At 26.8% G+C, this 20,514-nt stretch carries 21 protein-coding genes; 1 reads left to right on the forward strand and 20 read right to left on the reverse strand.

Annotated features, from left to right (window positions below):
• Positions 1 to 30 precede the first annotated feature (30 nt).
• From D9T19_RS12865 to D9T19_RS12925, 13 genes are all read right to left on the reverse strand, one after another.
• A complete protein-coding gene (locus tag D9T19_RS12865; RefSeq protein ID WP_121628652.1) occupies positions 31 to 1,626 on the reverse strand; it encodes a sensor histidine kinase in 1,596 nt (531 codons plus the stop codon).
• Positions 1,623 to 2,504: a PhnD/SsuA/transferrin family substrate-binding protein gene (locus tag D9T19_RS12870; protein WP_121628653.1), complete on the reverse strand. Its 882-nt coding sequence runs from the start codon at positions 2,502 to 2,504 to the stop codon at positions 1,623 to 1,625. The genes D9T19_RS12865 and D9T19_RS12870 overlap by 4 nt, the downstream gene beginning before the upstream one ends.
• A gap of 89 nt (positions 2,505 to 2,593) precedes the next feature.
• Entirely contained in the window at positions 2,594 to 4,582 is a 1,989-nt protein-coding gene (gene ftsH / locus D9T19_RS12875) for an ATP-dependent zinc metalloprotease FtsH (protein ID WP_121628654.1), read from the reverse strand.
• 3 nt (positions 4,583 to 4,585) lie between these two features.
• Positions 4,586 to 5,404: a 50S ribosomal protein L11 methyltransferase gene (locus D9T19_RS12880; protein WP_121628655.1), complete on the reverse strand. Its 819-nt coding sequence runs from the start codon at positions 5,402 to 5,404 to the stop codon at positions 4,586 to 4,588.
• 65 nt (positions 5,405 to 5,469) lie between these two features.
• Positions 5,470 to 6,417 carry a tRNA dihydrouridine synthase gene (locus tag D9T19_RS12885; RefSeq protein ID WP_121628656.1) on the reverse strand — a complete coding sequence of 316 codons (948 nt, stop codon included), beginning with the start codon at positions 6,415 to 6,417 and terminating at the stop codon, positions 5,470 to 5,472.
• Complete coding sequence (locus tag D9T19_RS12890) at positions 6,418 to 7,431, reverse strand: hypothetical protein (RefSeq protein ID WP_121628657.1); 1,014 nt, start codon at positions 7,429 to 7,431, stop codon at positions 6,418 to 6,420.
• 16 nt (positions 7,432 to 7,447) lie between these two features.
• Positions 7,448 to 7,801 (reverse strand): RNA polymerase-binding protein DksA, encoded by a 354-nt coding sequence (dksA, locus tag D9T19_RS12895; protein ID WP_121628658.1) that lies wholly within the window; start codon positions 7,799 to 7,801, stop codon positions 7,448 to 7,450.
• A 50-nt stretch (positions 7,802 to 7,851) separates the two neighbouring features.
• On the reverse strand, positions 7,852 to 8,307 hold the full coding sequence (locus D9T19_RS12900) for a 23S rRNA (pseudouridine(1915)-N(3))-methyltransferase RlmH (RefSeq protein ID WP_121628659.1): 456 nt from the start codon (positions 8,305 to 8,307) through the stop codon (positions 7,852 to 7,854).
• Entirely contained in the window at positions 8,297 to 8,905 is a 609-nt protein-coding gene (locus D9T19_RS12905) for a thiamine phosphate synthase (protein WP_121628660.1), read from the reverse strand. Before D9T19_RS12905 ends, D9T19_RS12900 begins: the two co-directional genes overlap by 11 nt.
• Positions 8,905 to 9,774: an acetyl-CoA carboxylase, carboxyltransferase subunit beta gene (gene accD / locus D9T19_RS12910; RefSeq protein ID WP_121628661.1), complete on the reverse strand. Its 870-nt coding sequence runs from the start codon at positions 9,772 to 9,774 to the stop codon at positions 8,905 to 8,907. Before accD ends, D9T19_RS12905 begins: the two co-directional genes overlap by 1 nt.
• 21 nt (positions 9,775 to 9,795) lie before the next feature.
• Positions 9,796 to 11,004: a methionine adenosyltransferase gene (gene metK, locus D9T19_RS12915; RefSeq protein WP_121628662.1), complete on the reverse strand. Its 1,209-nt coding sequence runs from the start codon at positions 11,002 to 11,004 to the stop codon at positions 9,796 to 9,798.
• Between the two features lie 96 nt (positions 11,005 to 11,100).
• On the reverse strand, positions 11,101 to 12,906 hold the full coding sequence (gene glmS / locus D9T19_RS12920) for a glutamine--fructose-6-phosphate transaminase (isomerizing) (RefSeq protein WP_121628663.1): 1,806 nt from the start codon (positions 12,904 to 12,906) through the stop codon (positions 11,101 to 11,103).
• 89 nt (positions 12,907 to 12,995) lie between these two features.
• Positions 12,996 to 13,769 carry an inositol monophosphatase family protein gene (locus D9T19_RS12925; RefSeq protein ID WP_121628664.1) on the reverse strand — a complete coding sequence of 258 codons (774 nt, stop codon included), beginning with the start codon at positions 13,767 to 13,769 and terminating at the stop codon, positions 12,996 to 12,998.
• A gap of 181 nt (positions 13,770 to 13,950) precedes the next feature.
• Here D9T19_RS12925 and D9T19_RS12930 point away from each other — a divergent pair, with 181 nt between their 5' ends.
• Complete coding sequence (locus D9T19_RS12930; RefSeq protein ID WP_121628691.1) at positions 13,951 to 15,384, forward strand: HD domain-containing phosphohydrolase; 1,434 nt, start codon at positions 13,951 to 13,953, stop codon at positions 15,382 to 15,384.
• Between the two features lie 29 nt (positions 15,385 to 15,413).
• On the opposite strand, the gene D9T19_RS12935 is transcribed toward D9T19_RS12930, so the two are convergent.
• The 7 genes from D9T19_RS12935 to D9T19_RS12965 all read right to left on the reverse strand — a co-directional run bounded on the left by D9T19_RS12935 (position 15,414) and on the right by D9T19_RS12965 (position 20,256).
• Entirely contained in the window at positions 15,414 to 15,782 is a 369-nt protein-coding gene (locus D9T19_RS12935; protein WP_121628665.1) for a NifB/NifX family molybdenum-iron cluster-binding protein, read from the reverse strand.
• A 212-nt stretch (positions 15,783 to 15,994) separates the two neighbouring features.
• Complete coding sequence (cydB, locus tag D9T19_RS12940; protein ID WP_121628666.1) at positions 15,995 to 17,128, reverse strand: cytochrome d ubiquinol oxidase subunit II; 1,134 nt, start codon at positions 17,126 to 17,128, stop codon at positions 15,995 to 15,997.
• 1 nt (position 17,129) lies between these two features.
• Positions 17,130 to 18,659: a cytochrome ubiquinol oxidase subunit I gene (locus D9T19_RS12945; RefSeq protein WP_438942778.1), complete on the reverse strand. Its 1,530-nt coding sequence runs from the start codon at positions 18,657 to 18,659 to the stop codon at positions 17,130 to 17,132.
• Complete coding sequence (locus tag D9T19_RS12950) at positions 18,656 to 18,868, reverse strand: DUF4492 domain-containing protein (RefSeq protein ID WP_121628668.1); 213 nt, start codon at positions 18,866 to 18,868, stop codon at positions 18,656 to 18,658. The genes D9T19_RS12945 and D9T19_RS12950 overlap by 4 nt, the downstream gene beginning before the upstream one ends.
• A gap of 112 nt (positions 18,869 to 18,980) precedes the next feature.
• Positions 18,981 to 19,295, reverse strand: a complete 315-nt coding sequence (locus D9T19_RS12955) for a DMT family transporter (RefSeq protein WP_121628669.1) — start codon at positions 19,293 to 19,295, stop codon at positions 18,981 to 18,983.
• Positions 19,295 to 19,642 carry a DMT family transporter gene (locus tag D9T19_RS12960; RefSeq protein WP_121628670.1) on the reverse strand — a complete coding sequence of 116 codons (348 nt, stop codon included), beginning with the start codon at positions 19,640 to 19,642 and terminating at the stop codon, positions 19,295 to 19,297. Before D9T19_RS12960 ends, D9T19_RS12955 begins: the two co-directional genes overlap by 1 nt.
• Positions 19,639 to 20,256, reverse strand: coding sequence for a TetR/AcrR family transcriptional regulator (locus tag D9T19_RS12965; protein ID WP_121628671.1), 618 nt, complete (start codon positions 20,254 to 20,256; stop codon positions 19,639 to 19,641). The genes D9T19_RS12960 and D9T19_RS12965 overlap by 4 nt, the downstream gene beginning before the upstream one ends.
• Positions 20,257 to 20,514: the final 258 nt, after the last annotated feature.

The raw sequence follows: 20,514 nt of genomic DNA on the forward strand, positions 1-20,514 counted from the left end.
ATACAATTATCAAACTTTATAATAGAATAATTAGTTATATTCTTTAAATAAAGGGAGCATTACAGTGAACTCTGCACCATATTTTGTATTATTTACATATAAAATTCCATTCATATTCTTTTCTATAATTATCTTAGACATATATAATCCAATCCCCGTTCCTTTACCTTCTTCTTTAGTTGTAAAATATGGATCAAAAATTTTATTCATAATAGATACAGGTATTCCGCCTCCATTATCTCTTATAATAATATATCCATGAGTTTTAGATTTTTTAGTTTCTAATGAAACTTTTCCATCACTTATACCTTTTTCAACAATTGCATCTTTCGAATTTGATAAGATATTTAAAATTACTTGCGAGAATTCATTTGGGTATCCAAAAACTCTGATATCATTTCCAAAAGTATATTCTATAATTATATTTTTATGTACAAAAGTTGAACCAATTAATTTTAAGGAATTTTGTATTGAAACATCTAAACTGAATTCTGTAATCTCTTTATTAGCTTTAAAGAAATTTCTAAAATCATCAATTGTTTTAGACATAGATGAAGTTAATAAATTTGCTTTAGAAACAGACTTCTGCATAAATTTATCATCTAACTCTTCCATCATATAACTCAATTGTATATTTTGGATTACTAAGCCTAAAGCATTTAATGGCTGTCTCCATTGATGTGCTATATTTCCAATCATTTCTCCCATAGAGGCAAGTTTTGATTGTTGAATAAGAAGTTGTTCTTGTTTTTGTCTTTTTTGAATTTCATCTTGAACAATACTTTCAAGATTATTGTTCAGTTCTTCTAGTTGTTTAGATTTACTTTCTAATTCATCAGTTCTTTTTTTTACTCTATTTTCTAATTCATTATGAGAGTTTTTCAATTCTACTTGAGATTTTTCTAAACTATCAATCATTTTATTAAAGGTAATTGATAATTTTCCGATTTCATCATTTGTTTCAACACTAACTCTTTTTGATAAATCACCATTGTAAATTTTTTCTGAGACCTCTTCTAATTTTACAATTGGTTTTGAAACCATTTTAGCAATAATAAAAGAAACTATTAACATAGTAATTAAAACAATAATCGATAAAATAAGAAATTGTTTATACATACTATTAATTTTCTCATTATATTCATCTAATGATAATTCAAAATCTATCCAACCCCAGTGAATTGAAGAAAGATAAATCGGATATGAATATTTAAAAACATTTTCATTTACTGAATTTGAATATTCAATTTTATACTCTTCTTTTTTTATAATATTTTCATCTTTAAGCTTGTTTTTTATAACATTTTCTTTTAATTCCCATTTTTTCTCTTGAATTATTAAATCATTACCATTTCTTCGTGAAAGAGTTAGTTGTTTAATATCCTTATTTACTTGAACAAAATCATAAATAAATTCAAGTATTTTTACTTCATCATTGACAATCATAAAATCCGTATTAACAAAAACTATAGAATCAGCCATACTTTTTGCTTTTGATTCAATGGTATCAAGAATTGATTTTTGTTGTAATCGTGTAGCTTCATAAGAAAATATACTTAAAACAAAAAAAATTGCCATCAAAATCAATATAAAAACTTTTAAAAATAAAGTATTTTTAATATTCATTTATATTTCTTTTGTAACATAAAATATTCATTATAATATTTATCTAAATTTTTTAAATAGTCATCATTGACTCTAAATAAAGAATTGAATTTTAATAAAGCAATAATATGTTGACTTCCTTTTATTTCATTTAAGTCTTTACTTAATTTAAAAAATGATTCGATAGATAATTTATTTATATCTTTGCGGAACAAACCAATAAAAGGAATATGAATTTTTTCTGATTTTTGAACAATTTCTAATTTTTTACTAATTGTAGGATTTAATTCTGAAATAATATCCCAAGTTTTTTTTCTTACAATTGCAAAATCTGATTTATTAAAAAATACATTTAATATAGCAGTTGATTCTTTTTTTTTCTCTAATATTCTTTTTGTTATTTTTTTTGATGATTTTTTATTACTAATAAGAGAATTTTTATCTAACCAAACTGAAGCACCAATATTACCTTTTTTCAAAGATATTGTTTTCCCTTTTATATCTTTGAAATTTTTAGCATTTAAAGATTTTTTTGCAATTAAATAATATTGTGAATATTTATCATCAAGCATATTTAATGCCCAGAAATTATCGCATGTTTCTAGAATATCTTTTTTATTTTTGAAAAAAAATGGTAAATCTAGGACTACCATATCTAGTTCATTATTCTTTAATGCATTATATAAAGAATCTGAATTATCATAAAATTCAATATTTAATTTACCTTCATATCTTACAGCTACATCTTCAAGCCAAACTTTTAATGCAACTCTTGCATCTTTAAATGATGATAATAATGTACCTTCTGAAAGAAATCCAAATCGTGATTCAAACTTATTTTCTGCTTGTAATGATAAGGATATAGTAAATATAAGTAATAATTTAATTAAATTATTCATAGCTTACCTATTGTTTTATTTCTATTAAGTATAGCAAAAATAATATAATTAAAAGAGGTAAAAAAGTTTTTACCTCTTTAATAATTTATTTAGTCGATTTTTGGTTTATCGTCTTCTTCTTTTACATCTTCTGCATCTTTATCTAATGCATCACTATGTAAATCTTCTTCTTCAAAAATAGTTCCACCATTTTCTTTAATGATTTCACGAACTCTCTGTCCTGAGATAACTTCAATATCTAACAATTCAGCTGTCATTTGTTCAATTGCATTATTGTTGTCTTTTAAAGATTGAAGAACAATTGCATATCTTTCATTTAAAATAGTTTTAACATGCTCATCTAAATTTTTAGCCATATCATCAGAGAAATCTTTTTGTGTTTGTCCACCTAAGAATTGATTTTGTCTTTTTTCTAAAACCATAAGTCCAGCAACATCACTCATACCATAAATAGTAGCCATAGATTTAATAATATCAGTAGCTCTTTCAAGGTCATTTCCAGCACCTGTAGAAATTTCATGAATAAACACTTCTTCAGCTGCACGTCCACCTAATAATGTATCAACTTCAGCTATTAACTCATGTTTTTGCATTAAGTATTTATTTTCTTCAGGAGTATTAAGTGTATATCCTAAAGCTGCCATACCTCTTGGAACAATAGATACTTTATTTACTTTTTTAGCACCTTTAGTAATTTCTGCAATAAGTGCATGTCCTGATTCATGATAAGCTACAATTCTTCGCTCTTTTGGAGAAATTCTTCTTGATTTTTTCTCTAAACCAGCTATTTGTCGCTCAACTGCTTCTTTGAAATCTTCATAATTAACTTCTTCTTTATTAGCACGTCCTGCTAATAATGCAGCTTCATTAACAATATTTGCTAAATCTGCACCAGCAAGTCCAGCTGTCATACGTGCTACTTCAACTAAATCTACATCTTTTCCAACTTTTACATTTTTAATATGTACATTTAATATTTCTTTTCTACCTTCAAAATCAGGTTTATCAACTAGCACTTGTCTATCAAATCTTCCTGGTCTTAAAAGTGCAGGATCTAGTACTTCTGGTCTATTTGTTGCAGCTAATACAATAACAGGAGCTTCTTCTGTAGCAAAACCATCCATTTCAGCTAGTAATTGATTTAGAGTTTGTTCTCTTTCATCATTACCACCCATTGGTCCACCACTAGCTCTACTTTTACCAATTGCATCAATTTCATCAATAAAGATAATTGCAGGTGCAACTTTTTTAGCTTGTTCAAATAAATCTCTTACTCTTGATGCTCCAACTCCTACAAACATTTCAATGAATGCAGAACCAGATACAGATAAAAACTCAACATCTGCTTCACCAGCAACTGCTTTTGCAAGTAATGTTTTACCAGTTCCTGGAGGTCCTACTAAAAGAACACCTTTAGGAATTTGAGCTCCTAATTTAACATATCTATCAGGATTTCTTAAAAATTCAACTACTTCTTGAACTTCTTCTTTTGCTTCTTTATTTCCAGCCATATCATCAAAAGTAACATTTGGTTTTTCAGAATTAATCATCTTTTTAGATGATCCAATTCCTAGAAGACCTCCGCCTCCTCCACCCATAGATTTTGACATTCTTTTTGCAATAAACATCCAAATAGCAAAGAATATAAAAATAGGTAAAACCCATCCAAATAAAATATCTGCTAAGACATTTTCTTCATTGATACCACCATAATTAATTCCACTTTTTTCTAAAGTAGGAACTAATGTTTCATCTGGAATAACTCTTCTTGCAGTATACGTTGTAACTTGACCAGAACCTGATTTTGAAACTGCTTTAATTTGAGTATTACCAATTCCCACATACTCAATTTTTCCAGAAGTAATTAATTTCTTTAAATCTGAATATGGAATATTTTGATTTTTTGCTTGAGAATTAAATGGTGTTACACCATTATTCGTACTACTTCCCATTTGATCTTCAGGGAATAATGCTTTAAAAGCAAAAATAGTAACTATTGAAAAAATTACAAATACTAATAATGGATTATTGTTAAAAAAATTGTTGTTATTATTATCATTGTTTTGTTTATCGTTCATAAACTAGAACTCCTTATTATTTTTAAATACAACTGTAACCCATTCATTTTTATGAATAAGTTCTAATTGTTCTAAATCTTTAAATTTATTTAATACTCTATCAATATGCTTATCTAAAATACCTGAAATGATTAGTATTCCATTATCATTTAAGCAATTTTTTAAATCTTTTGAAATCATTGCCAATACATCTGCAACAATATTTGCTATTACTACATCATATTTTTTAACTGCTTTATTAGCTGAACCAATCCAAGAATTTTCAAAATCTACTGCATTTAATTTAAAATTACTAGCAGTATCTTTAATACAAACATCATCAGTATCACAAATATCAACATTACAGTTTTTCTTTGCTGCTGCTATTGCTAAAATTCCACTTCCTGTACCTACATCTAAAACATTTGATTTTTCAGCCACATATTTATCAATAGCTTCAATACAAGATGAAGTTGTTTCATGATGACCTGAGCCAAAAGAGAGTGCTGGATCAATTATAATATCAATTTTTCCATCTCTTTTTTCTTCCCATGATGGGCGAATATAGAAATTACCAATTTCAACTGATTTTACAGATTGTTGGTATTGTTTTATCCAGTCTATGTTTTCTTTTTTTTCATGTGAAGTTTTACATTCAATGTTTAAAGCTTCTGCAAACTGTTTAATACCCTCTTGTACATCACTTAAATCTTCTTCACTTCTTGCAATTAAAGAGCCATCAAGCTCTTCAATTGCGTTATTTGTTAAAGACGTAAGCAAGTCTAAAAAAAGTTCGTAATTTTTATTTGGTTTAATTATTAATTCAAAATAGTATTCAGACAAATATTTCCTTTTTTTTTAACTATATAAAATTTAATTATTTTATCTAAATTACATTATATATAATATTAAGAAGGATCAAAAAAGCTTTCTATCATATCTCTCATTACTTTTGCATCAGAAATTTTATTTATAATATCTCTGAATTCATGAGCTCCCGTATAACCTTTTGAGTAAGAATGTAATAGTTTTCTAAACATTATAGCACCGTGATCACCATGAAATTTTAATGTTGCATCAAAATGCTCTAAAACTATCTGTTTTTTTAAACTTTCAGATATATCTTTATCTTCAATTTGCTGTTTTAGTTGATGAAATATCCAAGGTCGACCAATAGCCCCACGACCAATCATAACACCATCAGCTTTTGTATATTCCAATACTTCTTTAGCTTTTGCATAATCTTTAATATCACCATTTGCAAAAACTGGAATAGAAATAGCTTCTTTCATAGCTTTGATTGCATCATAATCTACAGGAGCTTTATATTTACCTGCTCTTGTTCGTCCATGAACAGAAACAAAATCAACACCACAGGCTTCAACAGCTTTGCCAATTTCTACTGGTATTTTTTCATTTACACCTAGTCTTACTTTTGCACTTGTATATTGTTTTGTAGAATATTTTTTAACAGTTGATAGAATCATTTCAAGTTTTTTTAAATCACCTAAAAGATTTGAACCAGATCCATGAGAAAAAACTTTAGGAGCAGGACATCCACAGTTTAAATCTATTCCGTCTATTCCCTCTATATCATTTAAAAGTAAAACTGCATCTCTAACTAATTCAGGAGTATTTCCTGCAATTTGAACAATATAAGGATCCTCACTAGGAGATTTTTCAATCATTTTAAGAGTTTTTTCAGATTTGTAAACTAAAGCATTAGAAGAAATCATTTCAGAAATTGTAATATCTGCACCAAATTTTTTTACTACAGATCTAAACGGTAAGTCAGTATAACCAGCAAGTGGTGCCAACACCATTAAGGGTTGGCTAAAATCAATTTTCTTTCTCATTTATTTATAAGAAATAGATTCTAAATCGTAATGTTTACCAGCATCTTTTAAATCTAAAAGTGCTTTAAACGATGAATATTCACCCTCAGGTGTAGTATCAACAATTTCTCTAACTTTGTCAATCATTTCATATTCAAATAATACATGTAAATATGCAGGAGTTGATGCATCTATTTCTGTACTTAATTTTTCAAATAGTTCAATAATTTGATCAGGTTGTAAAATAGCTTCATAATTTTTTGCAAGTGCTATATAATCTTCAGTTGTATAATCTAAATCTTTTACTATCTTAGAAATTTCTTCTGATGTAAATCCAAAGTCATTATTAGCAGCATCTTTTTCAAATAATCTTTTTGCTAAGTCTTTATCTAGTTTAATATTTTTATATAATTTTTTTATAGTTGTCATTGACTTTTCATTTAATACATTAATAAAAGCTTGTCTAACTATATTAGGAGCATAATTTTCAACTTTTTTAAGAACTTCAACTGAAAAATCAATTTGATCATTAACTTTATTAAGTAAATTCTGATTTGCTAATTCTGACATTTCACTTATTTTTAATGATTTATCAACTACATGTTTCCCTGCTTTTATATCTTGGATAGCTGCGATTAAGTTGTTTAATTCAGCATCTGAAGAAGAAAATGTAGAATCATTTACTGTTAATTTCAATTGAGAAATTATAGATGACAATTCTTTGAAAGCTTTAGTTTTAAATCTTTTTGGAGGATTTTTTTCTAATAAATTTGATTTAATTAGAGTTATCATTGTCTCTTTATCTTTATTTATTGCTCTTTGTCTAAATATATTAATTAAACCATAAAATAGAATATGCCCTATTGTTGCAATAAATAAAATTACTAATGGAAGTATAATCCAAACTGCTACTGGTAAAAGTACTGAGATATCAAGAATTGTAACTTTATAATCTCCTAACTCTAAACTAAATGCATATCCATAAATTATACCAATGAATAATACTGAAAAAACAATATATTTTTTAAAACCCATAATTAAATCCTTTTTACTATTTTTCTACTTCGTAAATCTCTCTACACGGTGTACAAAACTTTGCGAATGGCTTAGCTCTTAATCTACCAATTGCAATTGATTCATCACACATTTCACAAACACCATAAGTTCCTTCTTGAACTCTTTTTAATGCTTCTTCAATCTCAGCTAATTCTTTAACTTGTTGGCTTGCAATAATACCTTCTTTAAAACTATCACTCGATATTTCAGCATAATCATATTCATCTCTACATTCAGAAGATTTAAAAGAATCCATACTATCCTTACTTCCTTGTAAATGTTTTATAATTAATTCTTTTTTATCTAATAAGATTTGTTTTAATTCTTCAACTTGTTTCCCGTTAGCCACATTATACCTTTATAATTAAAATTTTGCCATTATACAAAAATATTAATAAATTACTTATGATATGGGTGGTTATTTTTAATACAAAGCCCCCTGAATATCTGTTCAGTCAAGACAATATTGGCTATTTTATGTGCCATTGTTAAATCACTTAATGATATTATACTATCACATTTCTTTAAAAATTCTCTCTTGAAGCCAAAAGCACCACCAATAAAAAAATTTATTTCATTTTTACCATCTAATATTTCAGAAAAAGCATATGAATCTATTTTTTTTCCTAAAACATCTAAAGCAACATTATAACCTTTTAATAATGGTTCATATGCATCGCTATAAGATTGTTGAGCTTCTCTTTCACCAATAGATTGCGCTTTTGCAATTGTTTTATTAAATATATAATTTACTTCTACTTTTGCATATTTTGAAGACATTTTAATAAATTCTTTAATTAAATCATCAAATTGGTCTTTTGAAGGTTTTACAATTGAATAAACATTAATTTTCATAAAAACCACTCCCTACAACATTAAATGTAATATTTTTGATTTTATCATCAATTTTAACACCACCTATTGCACAAACAGGATGTTTAGAAATTTTTGATAGATATACAATATTATCACCTAAAATATTATCAACTTCTTTTGTAGTTGTATTTCTGTAAGCACCTAAACCTATCATATCAATATCTAGTTCGTTTGCTTCTAAAATCTCAATTTCATTATGAGTTGAAAGACCCAAAAGTTTATCTTTAATTTTTCTTCTTATTAATTTTATAGCTATATTCTTATCTTTATGTATTAAAGAAAAATCTTCTTGTCCTAGATGTAAACCATCACAAAATTCAATTAATTCAATTTTATCATTTATTAATATAGGAATATCTAAGTTCTCTTTTAGAAAAATCAAATTTTTTCTTTGGATTTTTATAGAAGAAACTTTATCTCTATATTGTATTAATTTTACATTTGCACTTTTACAAAGTTCTACAAATTGTTTAAGGGAAATATTTTTTTTCTGAAGTGTTTCATAATCGCATAAAACATATAATAAATTAGAAGCTTTAAGTTCAAAACCTAAAGCTTTTTCTAAATTTGATAGCATTAATTAGCTATTTCTTCTTTTTGAAACATTGTTAATAAATCAGATAAAGTTTGTTTCATCTGTGCTCTATTTACAACCATATCAATAGAACCTTTTTCAAGTAAAAATTCTGCTCGCTGGAAACCTTCTGGTAAATCAGCTCCAATAGTTTGTTTAATAACTCTTTGACCTGCAAAACCAATTAAAGCACCAGGTTCTGCCATTATAATATCACCTAAAAAAGCAAATGATGCAGAAACACCACCCATTGTAGGATCTGTTAAAATAGAAATATAAGGTAGTTTTGCATGATCTAATTTTTTTAAGGCTGCTGAAGTTTTTGCCATTTGCATTAATGCAAAAGTAGACTCTTGCATTCTTGCACCTCCTGAAGCTGATACAATAATTAAACCTTGACGTTTTTCAATAGCTCTATTTACTGCACGTACTATTTTTTCACCTTCTACTGAACCTAATGAACCACCCATAAATGAAAAGTCAAATACAACAATCTGTACTGGTATTTCATTTATTTCACATTCTCCACTTAAAACAGAAGAAGTTCTACCTGTTTTCTTCTCTGCTAATTCAACTCTTTTTTTATAAGAAGTTTTATCAACAAATTTTAAAGGATCGTTCGGTCTTAAATTCTCATCATATTCTACAAATGTACCTTGATCAGCTAAAATTTCTATTCTTCTTTTAGCTCCAATTCTCATATGAAAATTACATTTAGGACATATATTATCTTGACTTTCAACCTCTTTAAAAAACATTAAAGCGTGACATTCTGGACATTTTACCCAATGAGAAGGGGCATCCTTTTTTGTTGCTTGTTCCCTTGAAGAGCTGTCAAACGATATTTTACTAAATAAGTTTTTTAAATCCATACTAAATCCTTTTTTCTAATTCTATAAATTTTTAAATTTTTCTAATTCGTCAAGTTTTTCCCAAGGGTAATCACTTTGACCAACTTGCCCCCGCGCTGCAACATCAGCATAAAGGAAAGTTTCAGCACTTGGTTTATCTAAAGCAAATTTATCTGTAATCCATCTTGGAGTTAATGAGAAAGTATCCATTACAAATGAAGATAATTCATCATCATTTATTCTTGTATATGTACCCATTGTATCAACTGAAACAGAAGTAGGACGTGCTACTCCAATTGCATATGATATTTGAACTACAGCTTTTCCTGCAAGTCCAGCTGCAACAATATGTTTAGCTAACCATCTAGCTGCATAAAGTCCAGATCTATCAACTTTTGTATAATCTTTTGAACTTTGAGCTCCTCCACCTATTGGTGAGTAACCTCCAAAAGAATCAACAATAAGTTTTCTTCCTGTTAATCCACTATCATGTAATGATGAGTGAGATACATATCTTCCTGTTGGATTAATATGAATAATTGTATTTTCTTTGTCATACATTTCTACAGGAAGTCCTGAATCATCAATTAAACCTTGAATTAATTCTCTTACTTCTTTAATATCCATTCCTTCAACAGAAGGAGCTGAAACTACAATAGTATGAATTTTTTGAGGTTTACAATTTTCAAAATTTTCTTTTGAACCATAATCAACAGTAACTTGTGTTTTAATATCAACACCTAATTTATGATTATGAGCTAATGCATATGCGTAAACTTTATCACTTAACATTCTAGCATATGAAATAGCAGCTGGCATATAATCAGCAGTTTCAGTTGATGCGAAACCAAACATAATACCTTGATCTCCAGCACCAATATCACCTGTTGTTTGATCAACACCTTGAGAAATATCAGGGCTTTGTTGGTTTAATAAAACTTGAACATTTACATCATCAGGATGTAAACATTGCTCTTTTGTAAAAGCAGACTTTCCGTCATAACCAATTTTTGCCAAAGCATCTTTAACTAATTTTTCATAATCTTCATTACTTAATTGGCAAGTTGATTTAACTTCTCCACCAATTACTACATTTTTTCCTGCAACAAAAACTTCAGATGCAACTCTGCTGTTTTTATCTTCAATAATTAATTTATCAACAATAGTATCCGCAATAATATCTGCACATTTATCAGGATGACCTGGGCTTACTACTTCTGAAGTAAATAAATACTGTTTTTTGTTTTCCATGTTTGTTTTCCTTTAAGGTTTTCCATTTTTGTTTTCCATTATTTTTAATTACAATTTTGCTGTTAAAAAAATAACAAATACAACAGCAAGTTGAATCTATTCTACTGTAACTGATTTAGCCAAGTTTCTTGGCATATCAACATCATTTCCTAATCTAACTGATATTTCCATAGAAAATAGCTGTAAAGCTATTAACATTTCAAAAAATTCTAACATATAATGATCAGTTTTTCTAGTTTTTATAAAATCATCACTTAAATCAAATTCAAGTGGTGATATAGAACAAATTGTACTATCTCTAGCACTTAGTTCTTCAACATTGGATTTTATCTTATCATAAAGTAAATTTTCAGGCATAAGTGCAATAGTGAACAACTCAGGATCAGCTAATGCAATTGGACCGTGTTTCATTTCACCAGCAGGATAACCCTCTGCGTGTAAATATGAAATTTCTTTAAGCTTTAAAGCTCCTTCTAATGCTAAGGGATAGAAAACATCCCTACCTATAAAGAAGAAACCATGACCATGAAGGTACCTTTTAGAAAGTCTTTTTGTTTTTTCATGAATTTTATCATCAATAACTAAAGACTTTGGAACTTCTCTTAATGATTGAAGTTCACTTTGTAATTTATCACTTTGTATTACATTTTTTGCTTTTGCAAAATAAAGTGCTAACATCCATAAAACTACTGTTTGTGTAGTAAATGCCTTTGTTGATGCAACACCTTTTTCAATTCCTGCACGTGTTAAAATTGTAGCATCTGCTGTTCTTGTCATAGAAGAATTATCAACATTACAAATAACGAGTGATTTTAAACCTGCTTGTTTTGCCATTTTCAAAGCTTCTAAAGTATCAGCTGTTTCACCACTTTGGCTTATTACAATAAATAAAGTATCTTTAGTTAATAAAGGTTCTTTATATCTGAACTCACTTGCAATTTCTACATTACATTTAATTTTAGATAATCTTTCAAAAAGATATGCAGCTGTAAGTCCTGAATGATATGAAGTACCACAAGCACAAATTTTAATTTCATTTATACCTTCAATTAATGATCTATCAATTTCATCAAATGAAATTTCTTCTTCATTAAGTCGTCCAAGCATACAATCACCTACAACATTACTTTGTTCATAAATTTCTTTTTCCATAAAAAATCTAAATCCATCTTTTTGTGCATGCTGTTTTGAAGTAGGAAGAGTAGACCATGAATAATTATCATTAAAAAATTCAACGCCATTAGCACTTGCAATTCCACCAACATTATCTTCTAAATAAACAACTTTTTTTGCTAAACCAATTAGAGGAGCATCAGAAGAAGAAAATAAAACTTCATTTTCTTCCTTACCAAGTGCTACAATTAATGGAGACCCAGATTTAAAAAAGAATACTTTTGTAGGATCTACTTTTGTAATTAGAAGAATTGAAAAAGCACCTGATAATCTTTTTATTGTATCTTCAAAAGCTTTTTTTGTATTATTAATCTTATTATAATAATCTTCAAATAAATGAACAATAACTTCTGTATCCGTTTGAGATACAAAATTATGTCCTTTTTTTATTAGCTCTTCTTTTAATTCTTTATAATTCTCAATAATCCCATTATGAACAACATATGAATATTCACCTAAGTGTGGATGTGCATTTAATTCTGTTGGTTTCCCATGAGTTGCCCATCTTGTATGACCAATTCCTAAATCATAAGATTCTATTGTATTGTTAGCAGAAATCTTTTTTTCTAAATTACAAAGTTTCCCTAAGGCTTTAAATACATCTATTCTATCTTTATTTAAAACAGCAATACCAGCAGAGTCATAACCTCTGTATTCAAGCTCTTTTAAACCATTAAGTAATATTTTTGTTGTATCGTTTTTACCTATATAACCAACAATTCCACACATAAAGCAACACCTTTTTAGCAAAATTTAATCAAAGATTATATTTAAAAGTTACTAAAAAATTGCTTTGTTACTAAAATATTACTTTTAATCTAAAGATTTAAATTTCGAATCAACTCATTATGTATATGATTATTTGATGCTACAATATATTTATTTTCAAATAAAATATAATCATTTCCATCAATATTAGATACTTTTCCACCAGCTTCTTGAAGTATTATTAAACCAGCACTAACGTCCCAAGCTTTTAAATTCATTTCATAATAACCTTCATAAATTCCACGTGCAACATAACATAAATCAAGTGCTGCTGATCCTAATCTTCTAATATCTTGACATTTTGGTAAAATAATTTTCATTTTTTTCATTACATCATTTAAATCATCTTCGCATGTCCCAGATGTATAAGGGAAACCAGTTGAAAGTAATGCTTTTTGAAAAACACTTTCATCTGATACTTCTATTTTTTCACCATTACAATAAGCACCTTCTCCTACAACAGCTGTATATAATTCATCTAAAATAGGGTTATACACAATTCCAATAAATGGTTTTTTGTCTTTATATACTCCAACTGATATTGCTGTATGCGGTAATTTATTTACAAAATTTGTTGTTCCATCTATTGGGTCAACTATAATTGAATCTGAAAATATTTTATCTGTATTATCTGACTCTTCTGCAATTACATTGAATTTGGGAAATTCTCTTCCAAATCTTTCTTTTAAAAAGTTTTCAACTGCTACATCATATTTTGTAACTAAATCTTTTTTAGCTTTAAAAGTTACATCTTTTTTTGAATAGTAACCATCTTTTAATATTTCACCAGCTTCTTTTATAATTTGTATTAACTTATCTTTCATTTAAAATCCAATTTTTATTTTATTTTAGCAAAGAAGAATTATAAAACAATTAATCTATTCATAATAAAATATTATTTATTTTTTTGTTCTATGAAATAATTATGATACTATTGATATAACAACAGTATATAAAAAATTATAAAGGAAATTGAAAGTTATTTTATACTTTCAAAAAAACAAAATGCAAAAAGAATTAACAATAAAAAATTTAATCAATTTAAAAACTAGATTATTCCTATATATATCATCTTTATTTGCACTCTTATTTTTACAAACTTTTTGCTCAAATATTTGTGAGTTTATTGATGGACTAATGCCAAATCAATTATTTAGAAATCTTTTTATTGTATTTATTATACATACAATTTTTAGAGAATTTTTATATTGGTTTTTTCAGAAAAAAAAGAAAAATTTATCACTACCAAGACAAGCTTATTTTCTAAGTATAATATCATGGATTTTTGCAGGTTTTGTTGCTTTTATATTGCACTATTTTTTATATCCAGATTTTCCAATATTAAGTCATATTCGAATTTTCTTAAGTTATCTCATTTTAGGAGCTGCTATTCTTTCACAACTTGAGTATATTCTATTTGAGATGAGATACAAAGAAATTTCAAACAATATAAATTACACATTTTTTAATGAAAAAATATCTAGAAGAGTCATTGAAACTTTTTTAATTTTTACAATATCACCTATTCTAACATTATTACTTATAATATTAAGATATAACACTGAAGGTATAATTAATTCACATGTAACTATTGATGTAATATATATTGGAACTCTTATGATTTTTATAGCAATAATTTTATCTTTTGCATTTGGAAGAATGCTAAAAAATGATACAAAAGTAATAATAGAAAATATCAATATCGTAAAAAATGGTCAATATTCAAATACTAAAATAATTAATAGACCAGATGAATTAGGGGAAATATCCTTTGCAATTAAGAATATGTCTATGTCTATAAAAGAAGGTATTGAACAAATTGAATTGTTACATGATGAAATTACAAATACACAAAAAGAAATAATTTATACAATGGGAGAAATTGCAGAAACACGAAGTAAAGAAACAGGTAATCATGTAAAAAGAGTTGCTGAGTATTCATATATTTTAGCTATTAAGCTTGGACTATCTCAAGAAGAAGCAAGTACTCTAAAATTAGCATCTCCAATGCATGATATTGGAAAAGTTGGGATACCTGATAATATCTTAAATAAACCCGGCAAACTTACATTTGATGAATTTGAAATAATGAAAACACATGCCCAATTGGGTTTTGAAATGCTAAAGCATTCAAAAAAACCAATACTTCAAGCAGCTGCAATTGTTTCAAGAGAACATCATGAAAAATATAATGGTTTAGGATATCCTAGAGGATTAAAAGAATCACAAATTCATATTTTTGCACGAATAACTGCAGTTGCTGATGTTTTCGATGCATTAGGAAGTAATAGAGTGTATAAAAAAGCATGGGAAGATGAAAAAATATTTAAGCTATTTAGAGAGGAAAAAGGTAAGCACTTCGATCCTAAAATAATAGAATTATTCTTTGAAAATATCGATGAAATTTTTAAAGTTCGTAAGATGTTTCAAGATATATAAAGTTTTATTTTATATATCTTGAAAAACTATTAAGAATGTTTATGTGAGCCTTCATGATTTTTTATAATTTTTATCATACTATCTTCATCAAGTTTTTTTAGCATATCTTTTTTATACAGTTCGATTACTTCATTTGTTGTAATTCTATCTTCTCCTGCATAATAAATATTCATATTTGTTGCTTGTATTTTTTTATATGGATTAATTCCCATCTCTTTAATTATAATATCATTTACACCTTTTTGTATAAACCATTCAATAATTGCCGAACCACCTTCTTTTTTATTTTCTTCAATAGTTAAATTCTCACCATCATAAAAAGCAAAATATTTTGCTTTTCCAAAAAGTGGTGAAACTGCTGCGTTTTCTTTATTTGTTTTTACTGGAAATGATATCATTTCTATTATCCTTTATAATATAATGTTTATAAAAGCTTTCGCTTATATTTATTAAAATCATTAAAAAAAAGAAGTAAATAAAACTCTTTTTCATAATATAAATCATTAAATCTTCTTTATATTTCTTAAAATTAATTTATAAGAGATATAAGTAACAAGTGGCCAAGAAATCAACCACAGTATTGGTGTTAAATATTCCATTATTTTATTCCTTAGTATTTATGTCCAGTAGGATCTTCTATTTCTTCTTTTGTAATTTTTACTTTGTCCATTTGATACCAAGCATAAGCAATATACGCTAATACAAAAGGAACTAATAAAGCAACATATGCCATTACTGTTAAAGTATAATGACTTCCAGAACTATTTATAATAGTTAAAGAACTTTGTAAATCAAATGTAGATGGATAATATGAAGTATTATTTAATCCAACATTTAAAAATAAAGTCATAACAGTAAGAACAACACCTACTCCAGCTGTTTTAATACAACAAGTTCTTTCAAATCTAATTGTAAAAAATACAGCAATAACAACCATAAGAACACCAATAATAAACAAGGCAAAAACATAAGGCATTTGCAAAAAGTTTATTAAATATTTATATTCAATAATATGTACAACTTGATTAGCATCATATCCATATCCACTATTTGTAAATAACATAAATAAAAATATCAAAAAGAAAAAAAGAAAAATTAACATATCTATTTTTATACTTTTCACTGCCCTATTTCTAATAATATCATTGTCAATATTATTAATAAAATATAATGCCCCTAAAATACGAGATAATAAAAATAATGCAAATCCTAAAGATAAATTAAAAATACTCAAAAGTGCTTCTAATCCTCTATACGGAGTTTGCCAATGAGAGAAATTATTATCATCAACTAAAAAGTTTGAACCTGAAAAAAATGTTGCTATTGCTACACCTAATAAAATAACTCCTAAACTTCCATTTACAAATAAAAATCCTTCATAAACTTTTTGTCCTAGAAAATTATTAGGCTTTTTTCTATACTCATAACTCACAGCTTGAATAGTAAAACAAAAAAGAATTAACATCCAAACCCAATATGCTCCCCCAAAACTTGTCGCATAAAATAATGGGAAAGCTGCAAATAAAGCTCCTCCAAATAAAACTAATGTAGTAAAACCTAATTCCCATTTTCTACCAAGAGAATTAATTAACATAGTTTTGTATACTTCATCACCTTTAGATAATCTTCCTAATAATGTTTGTCCACCTTGAACAAACATGATAAAAGCAAAAAGTCCGCCAAGTAGTGAAATAATTATCCACCACAATTGTTGTAATTGTAAAAGTGTTAAATTTTCAAACATCCTAGTGTCCTCCTTTAGGTCCAATTTTTATTTGTTTTAACATAATTTTCACCTCAGCTATTAATAAGATAGTGAATAATGTTGCAAACATAAAAAATGATATCATCACATTTGTAGTTCCTATATCAGTTGCAGCAAGACCTACTGGCATTAAATCTTGAATAGCCCAAGGCTGTCTTCCAACTTCTGCAACTATCCAACCAGCTTCACTAGCTACATATCCAAGAGGAATTGAGCAAACCGCACTTATTAAAAGCCATCTATAATTTAAAATTTCTCTTTTCATTGTAAAGAAAAGAATTAATCCAAAAAGAACAAGAAACCACGTTCCTAATGCTACCATTAGGTGAAAAGTATAAAAAGTAATTGAAATAGGAGGGACGATATCCTCTGGTTTTTCTAAATGACCATAACCAAAGTATTTCATATTATCATTTAATATTTTTTCATATTTTGCTATGTTTATTAGATTATTCTCTTCTTTTGCAATTTTATACATTTTTAAAGCATTTACTGCAATTTTTCCTTTATCCATTTTACTTTGAGCTGATTCAATATTGTATTCTTCATTTCCATATACTAAATCTTTTAAACCAGGAACAAAAGCATGTATATTATGAAAAGATAAAAGAGATAAGGCATAAGGTGCTTCAACTTGGAATAAAAACTCATCTTCATCATTTTGCAGTGTTTTTTTAGGATTTAAAATACCTACACCTACAAGAGCTGCATCTGTTTTACCTTCGTAAAGACCTTCCATAGCAGCTAGTTTTACTGGTTGTTTTAATGCAATTTGATGAGCAGATTCATCTCCTGTTAGTATTACAAAAATTGACATAATAAAACCAAATGTTGCAGCTACTACCATAGATTTTTTAGCAAATTGTATTTCTCTTTTTTTTAATAAATACCAAGCACAAACACCAATAACAAATAATGAAGCAACAATATAAGAACTTGTAATTGTATGTAAAAACTTTGAAACAGCAACAGGTGAGAATAATATATCCCAAAAATTATCCATTTCATTTCGTACAGTATCTGGATTAAATTTCATACCAACAGGATTTTGCATCCAAGCATTTGCAACTAAAATCCAAAGAGCACTTAAATTTGAACCAATAGCAACAAGCCAAGTTGAAAGAAGATGAAAACCTTTTGATACCTTATCCCAACCAAAAAACATAACAGCAAAAAATGTTGATTCCATAAAAAAGGCTAAAATACCCTCAACAGCTAAAGGAGCCCCAAAAATATCTCCAACAAACCAAGAGTAATTTGCCCAATTTGTACCAAACTCAAACTCCATAATAATTCCAGTTGCAACACCAATAGCAAAATTAATTGCAAATAATGTCATCCAAAACTTTGTAGTTTTCTTCCAAAACTCATCACCTGTTTTTACATATATAGTCTCCATAAATGCAATTATAAATCCAAGTCCTAGTGTCAAAGGAACAAAAAGCCAGTGATAAATTGCTGTTAATGCAAATTGAGCACGTGACCAATCAACTAAATGTTCTTCCATTATTCATCCTTTATAAGATTGTTTAATATAAATTCAATTTTTTTATCATCTGTTTGATATTCACTATTTATACTTTTATCATAAATAAAAAATCTTAAGAAAACTAGAATTACAATAAGTTTAATTAATATAAGTTTCCATAAAACTTTACCTACTACTAGATTAGAAAATCCATCTTTGTAAAATAAAAAAATATTATGTAATGCATTCAATTTGATATTCCTATAATTAAATATTATGTGAAAGTATACAACTAATTAGTTAAATATTTATTAAATTTATTATAACTTCTACTTATAAAAGTAAATATTTAGAATTAAAGTTTTAAGCAGAAATTTTTAATCCAATAACACTAATTATTATCATCATTATAAAACATATTCTTTTCAAATCTTTTGACTCACCATATAATACTATTCCTAAAATAGCAGCTCCTGCACCTCCAATTCCTGTCCATATTGCATAAGTAAGTCCCATAGGCAAAGTTCTCATTGCATAAGATAAGAAGAAAAAGCTTAATGAAAATCCTAATATTATTAATAATATTCCTAAAAATCCTTTTTTATGCTTATATCTATTCATCATAGCTATACCGAAAACTTCTGAACAACCTGCAAGAACAAGTACAAACCAATCCATTATAACTTTCCTTTTTCAAGTTCTATATCATTATTAGTTGTAACTAATTTAAGTCCCATAACACCTAGAATTAATATTAAAATAAAAAAAACTTTTATTGCTTTTAATTCTTCTCCAAAGAAGATAACATCAACTAATATTGTTCCAATAGTACCAATACCTGTAAAAATAGTATAAGTTGTTCCAATAGGTAGTTTTTTTTGTGCAAAAATCATCAAAACAAAAGTAAGTGCAATACATATAATTGTTGCAATCCATTCTGATATTGATGAAGCATATTTAAGACCAATTACCCATAATACTTCAAAAAGTGTTGCTATTAAAACACTAAACCAATATATATTCAATTTTTTTCTCCTGTATTTTCTTTTTTCAATAATTTATCAATCATAATTAAATATTCAGACAAATAAGTTTTAAGATCATAATTCTTATCCATCAATGAGTGTATATACATACCATCTGCTGTTGCTATTAGACTACGTGGAAAAATCCTTGCTTCTTCTTTTAAATAAGCATTATTAATCATTTCATCAAAAATATTTTCTATATTTTTTAATACTTTATTATTAAAATTTCTATTTAACTGTTGAATATCCTTATTTTCTGTATCAATATATAAATGAAAACTACTCTTTAATAACTTATTCCAATTAGCAAAGTTAGGATTTAAATCATCTAAAAAAAATGCAAAAAATGCAAACATCTTTTCAAGAAATGTTGATTTTGATTTTGTTTGCTCGTATGTATAATTAAAAACTTCATAACTTTTATTATCTATAGTTTTAGATATTAGTTCATCTTTTGTTTTAAAATAATAATAAAACTGCCCCTTTGACATTTGAAGTTCTGCAATAAATTTATTTAATGAGAAATTATTAATACCATCTTTTAATAATTCTTCATAAGCTTTCTCACAAATATACTCTATTTTCTCATTTTTAGTATTTTCATTTGACATTATTTTCCTTTTTTTAAACTAGTGGTCTAATAATAGCAATAAAAATATAAATGATTTATTAAACTAGTGGTCTAATGGTAGTATTTTTAATTCAATTTAAAAAAATAATGATGTTCAATTTGAAATAGTTATTAATGATGTAGAAAAAGTAATTGATGATTTATTCACAAGATATTGTAAAGTATTTTGGCTAATAAATAAAGAAGAGATACTAATATAATCAGTATTCTTCTTTATTTTTATTTTGTTGGAAATGTT

Origin of the sequence: Poseidonibacter antarcticus (assembly GCF_003667345.1) — a bacterium.
Lineage (GTDB): Bacteria > Campylobacterota > Campylobacteria > Campylobacterales > Arcobacteraceae > Poseidonibacter > Poseidonibacter antarcticus.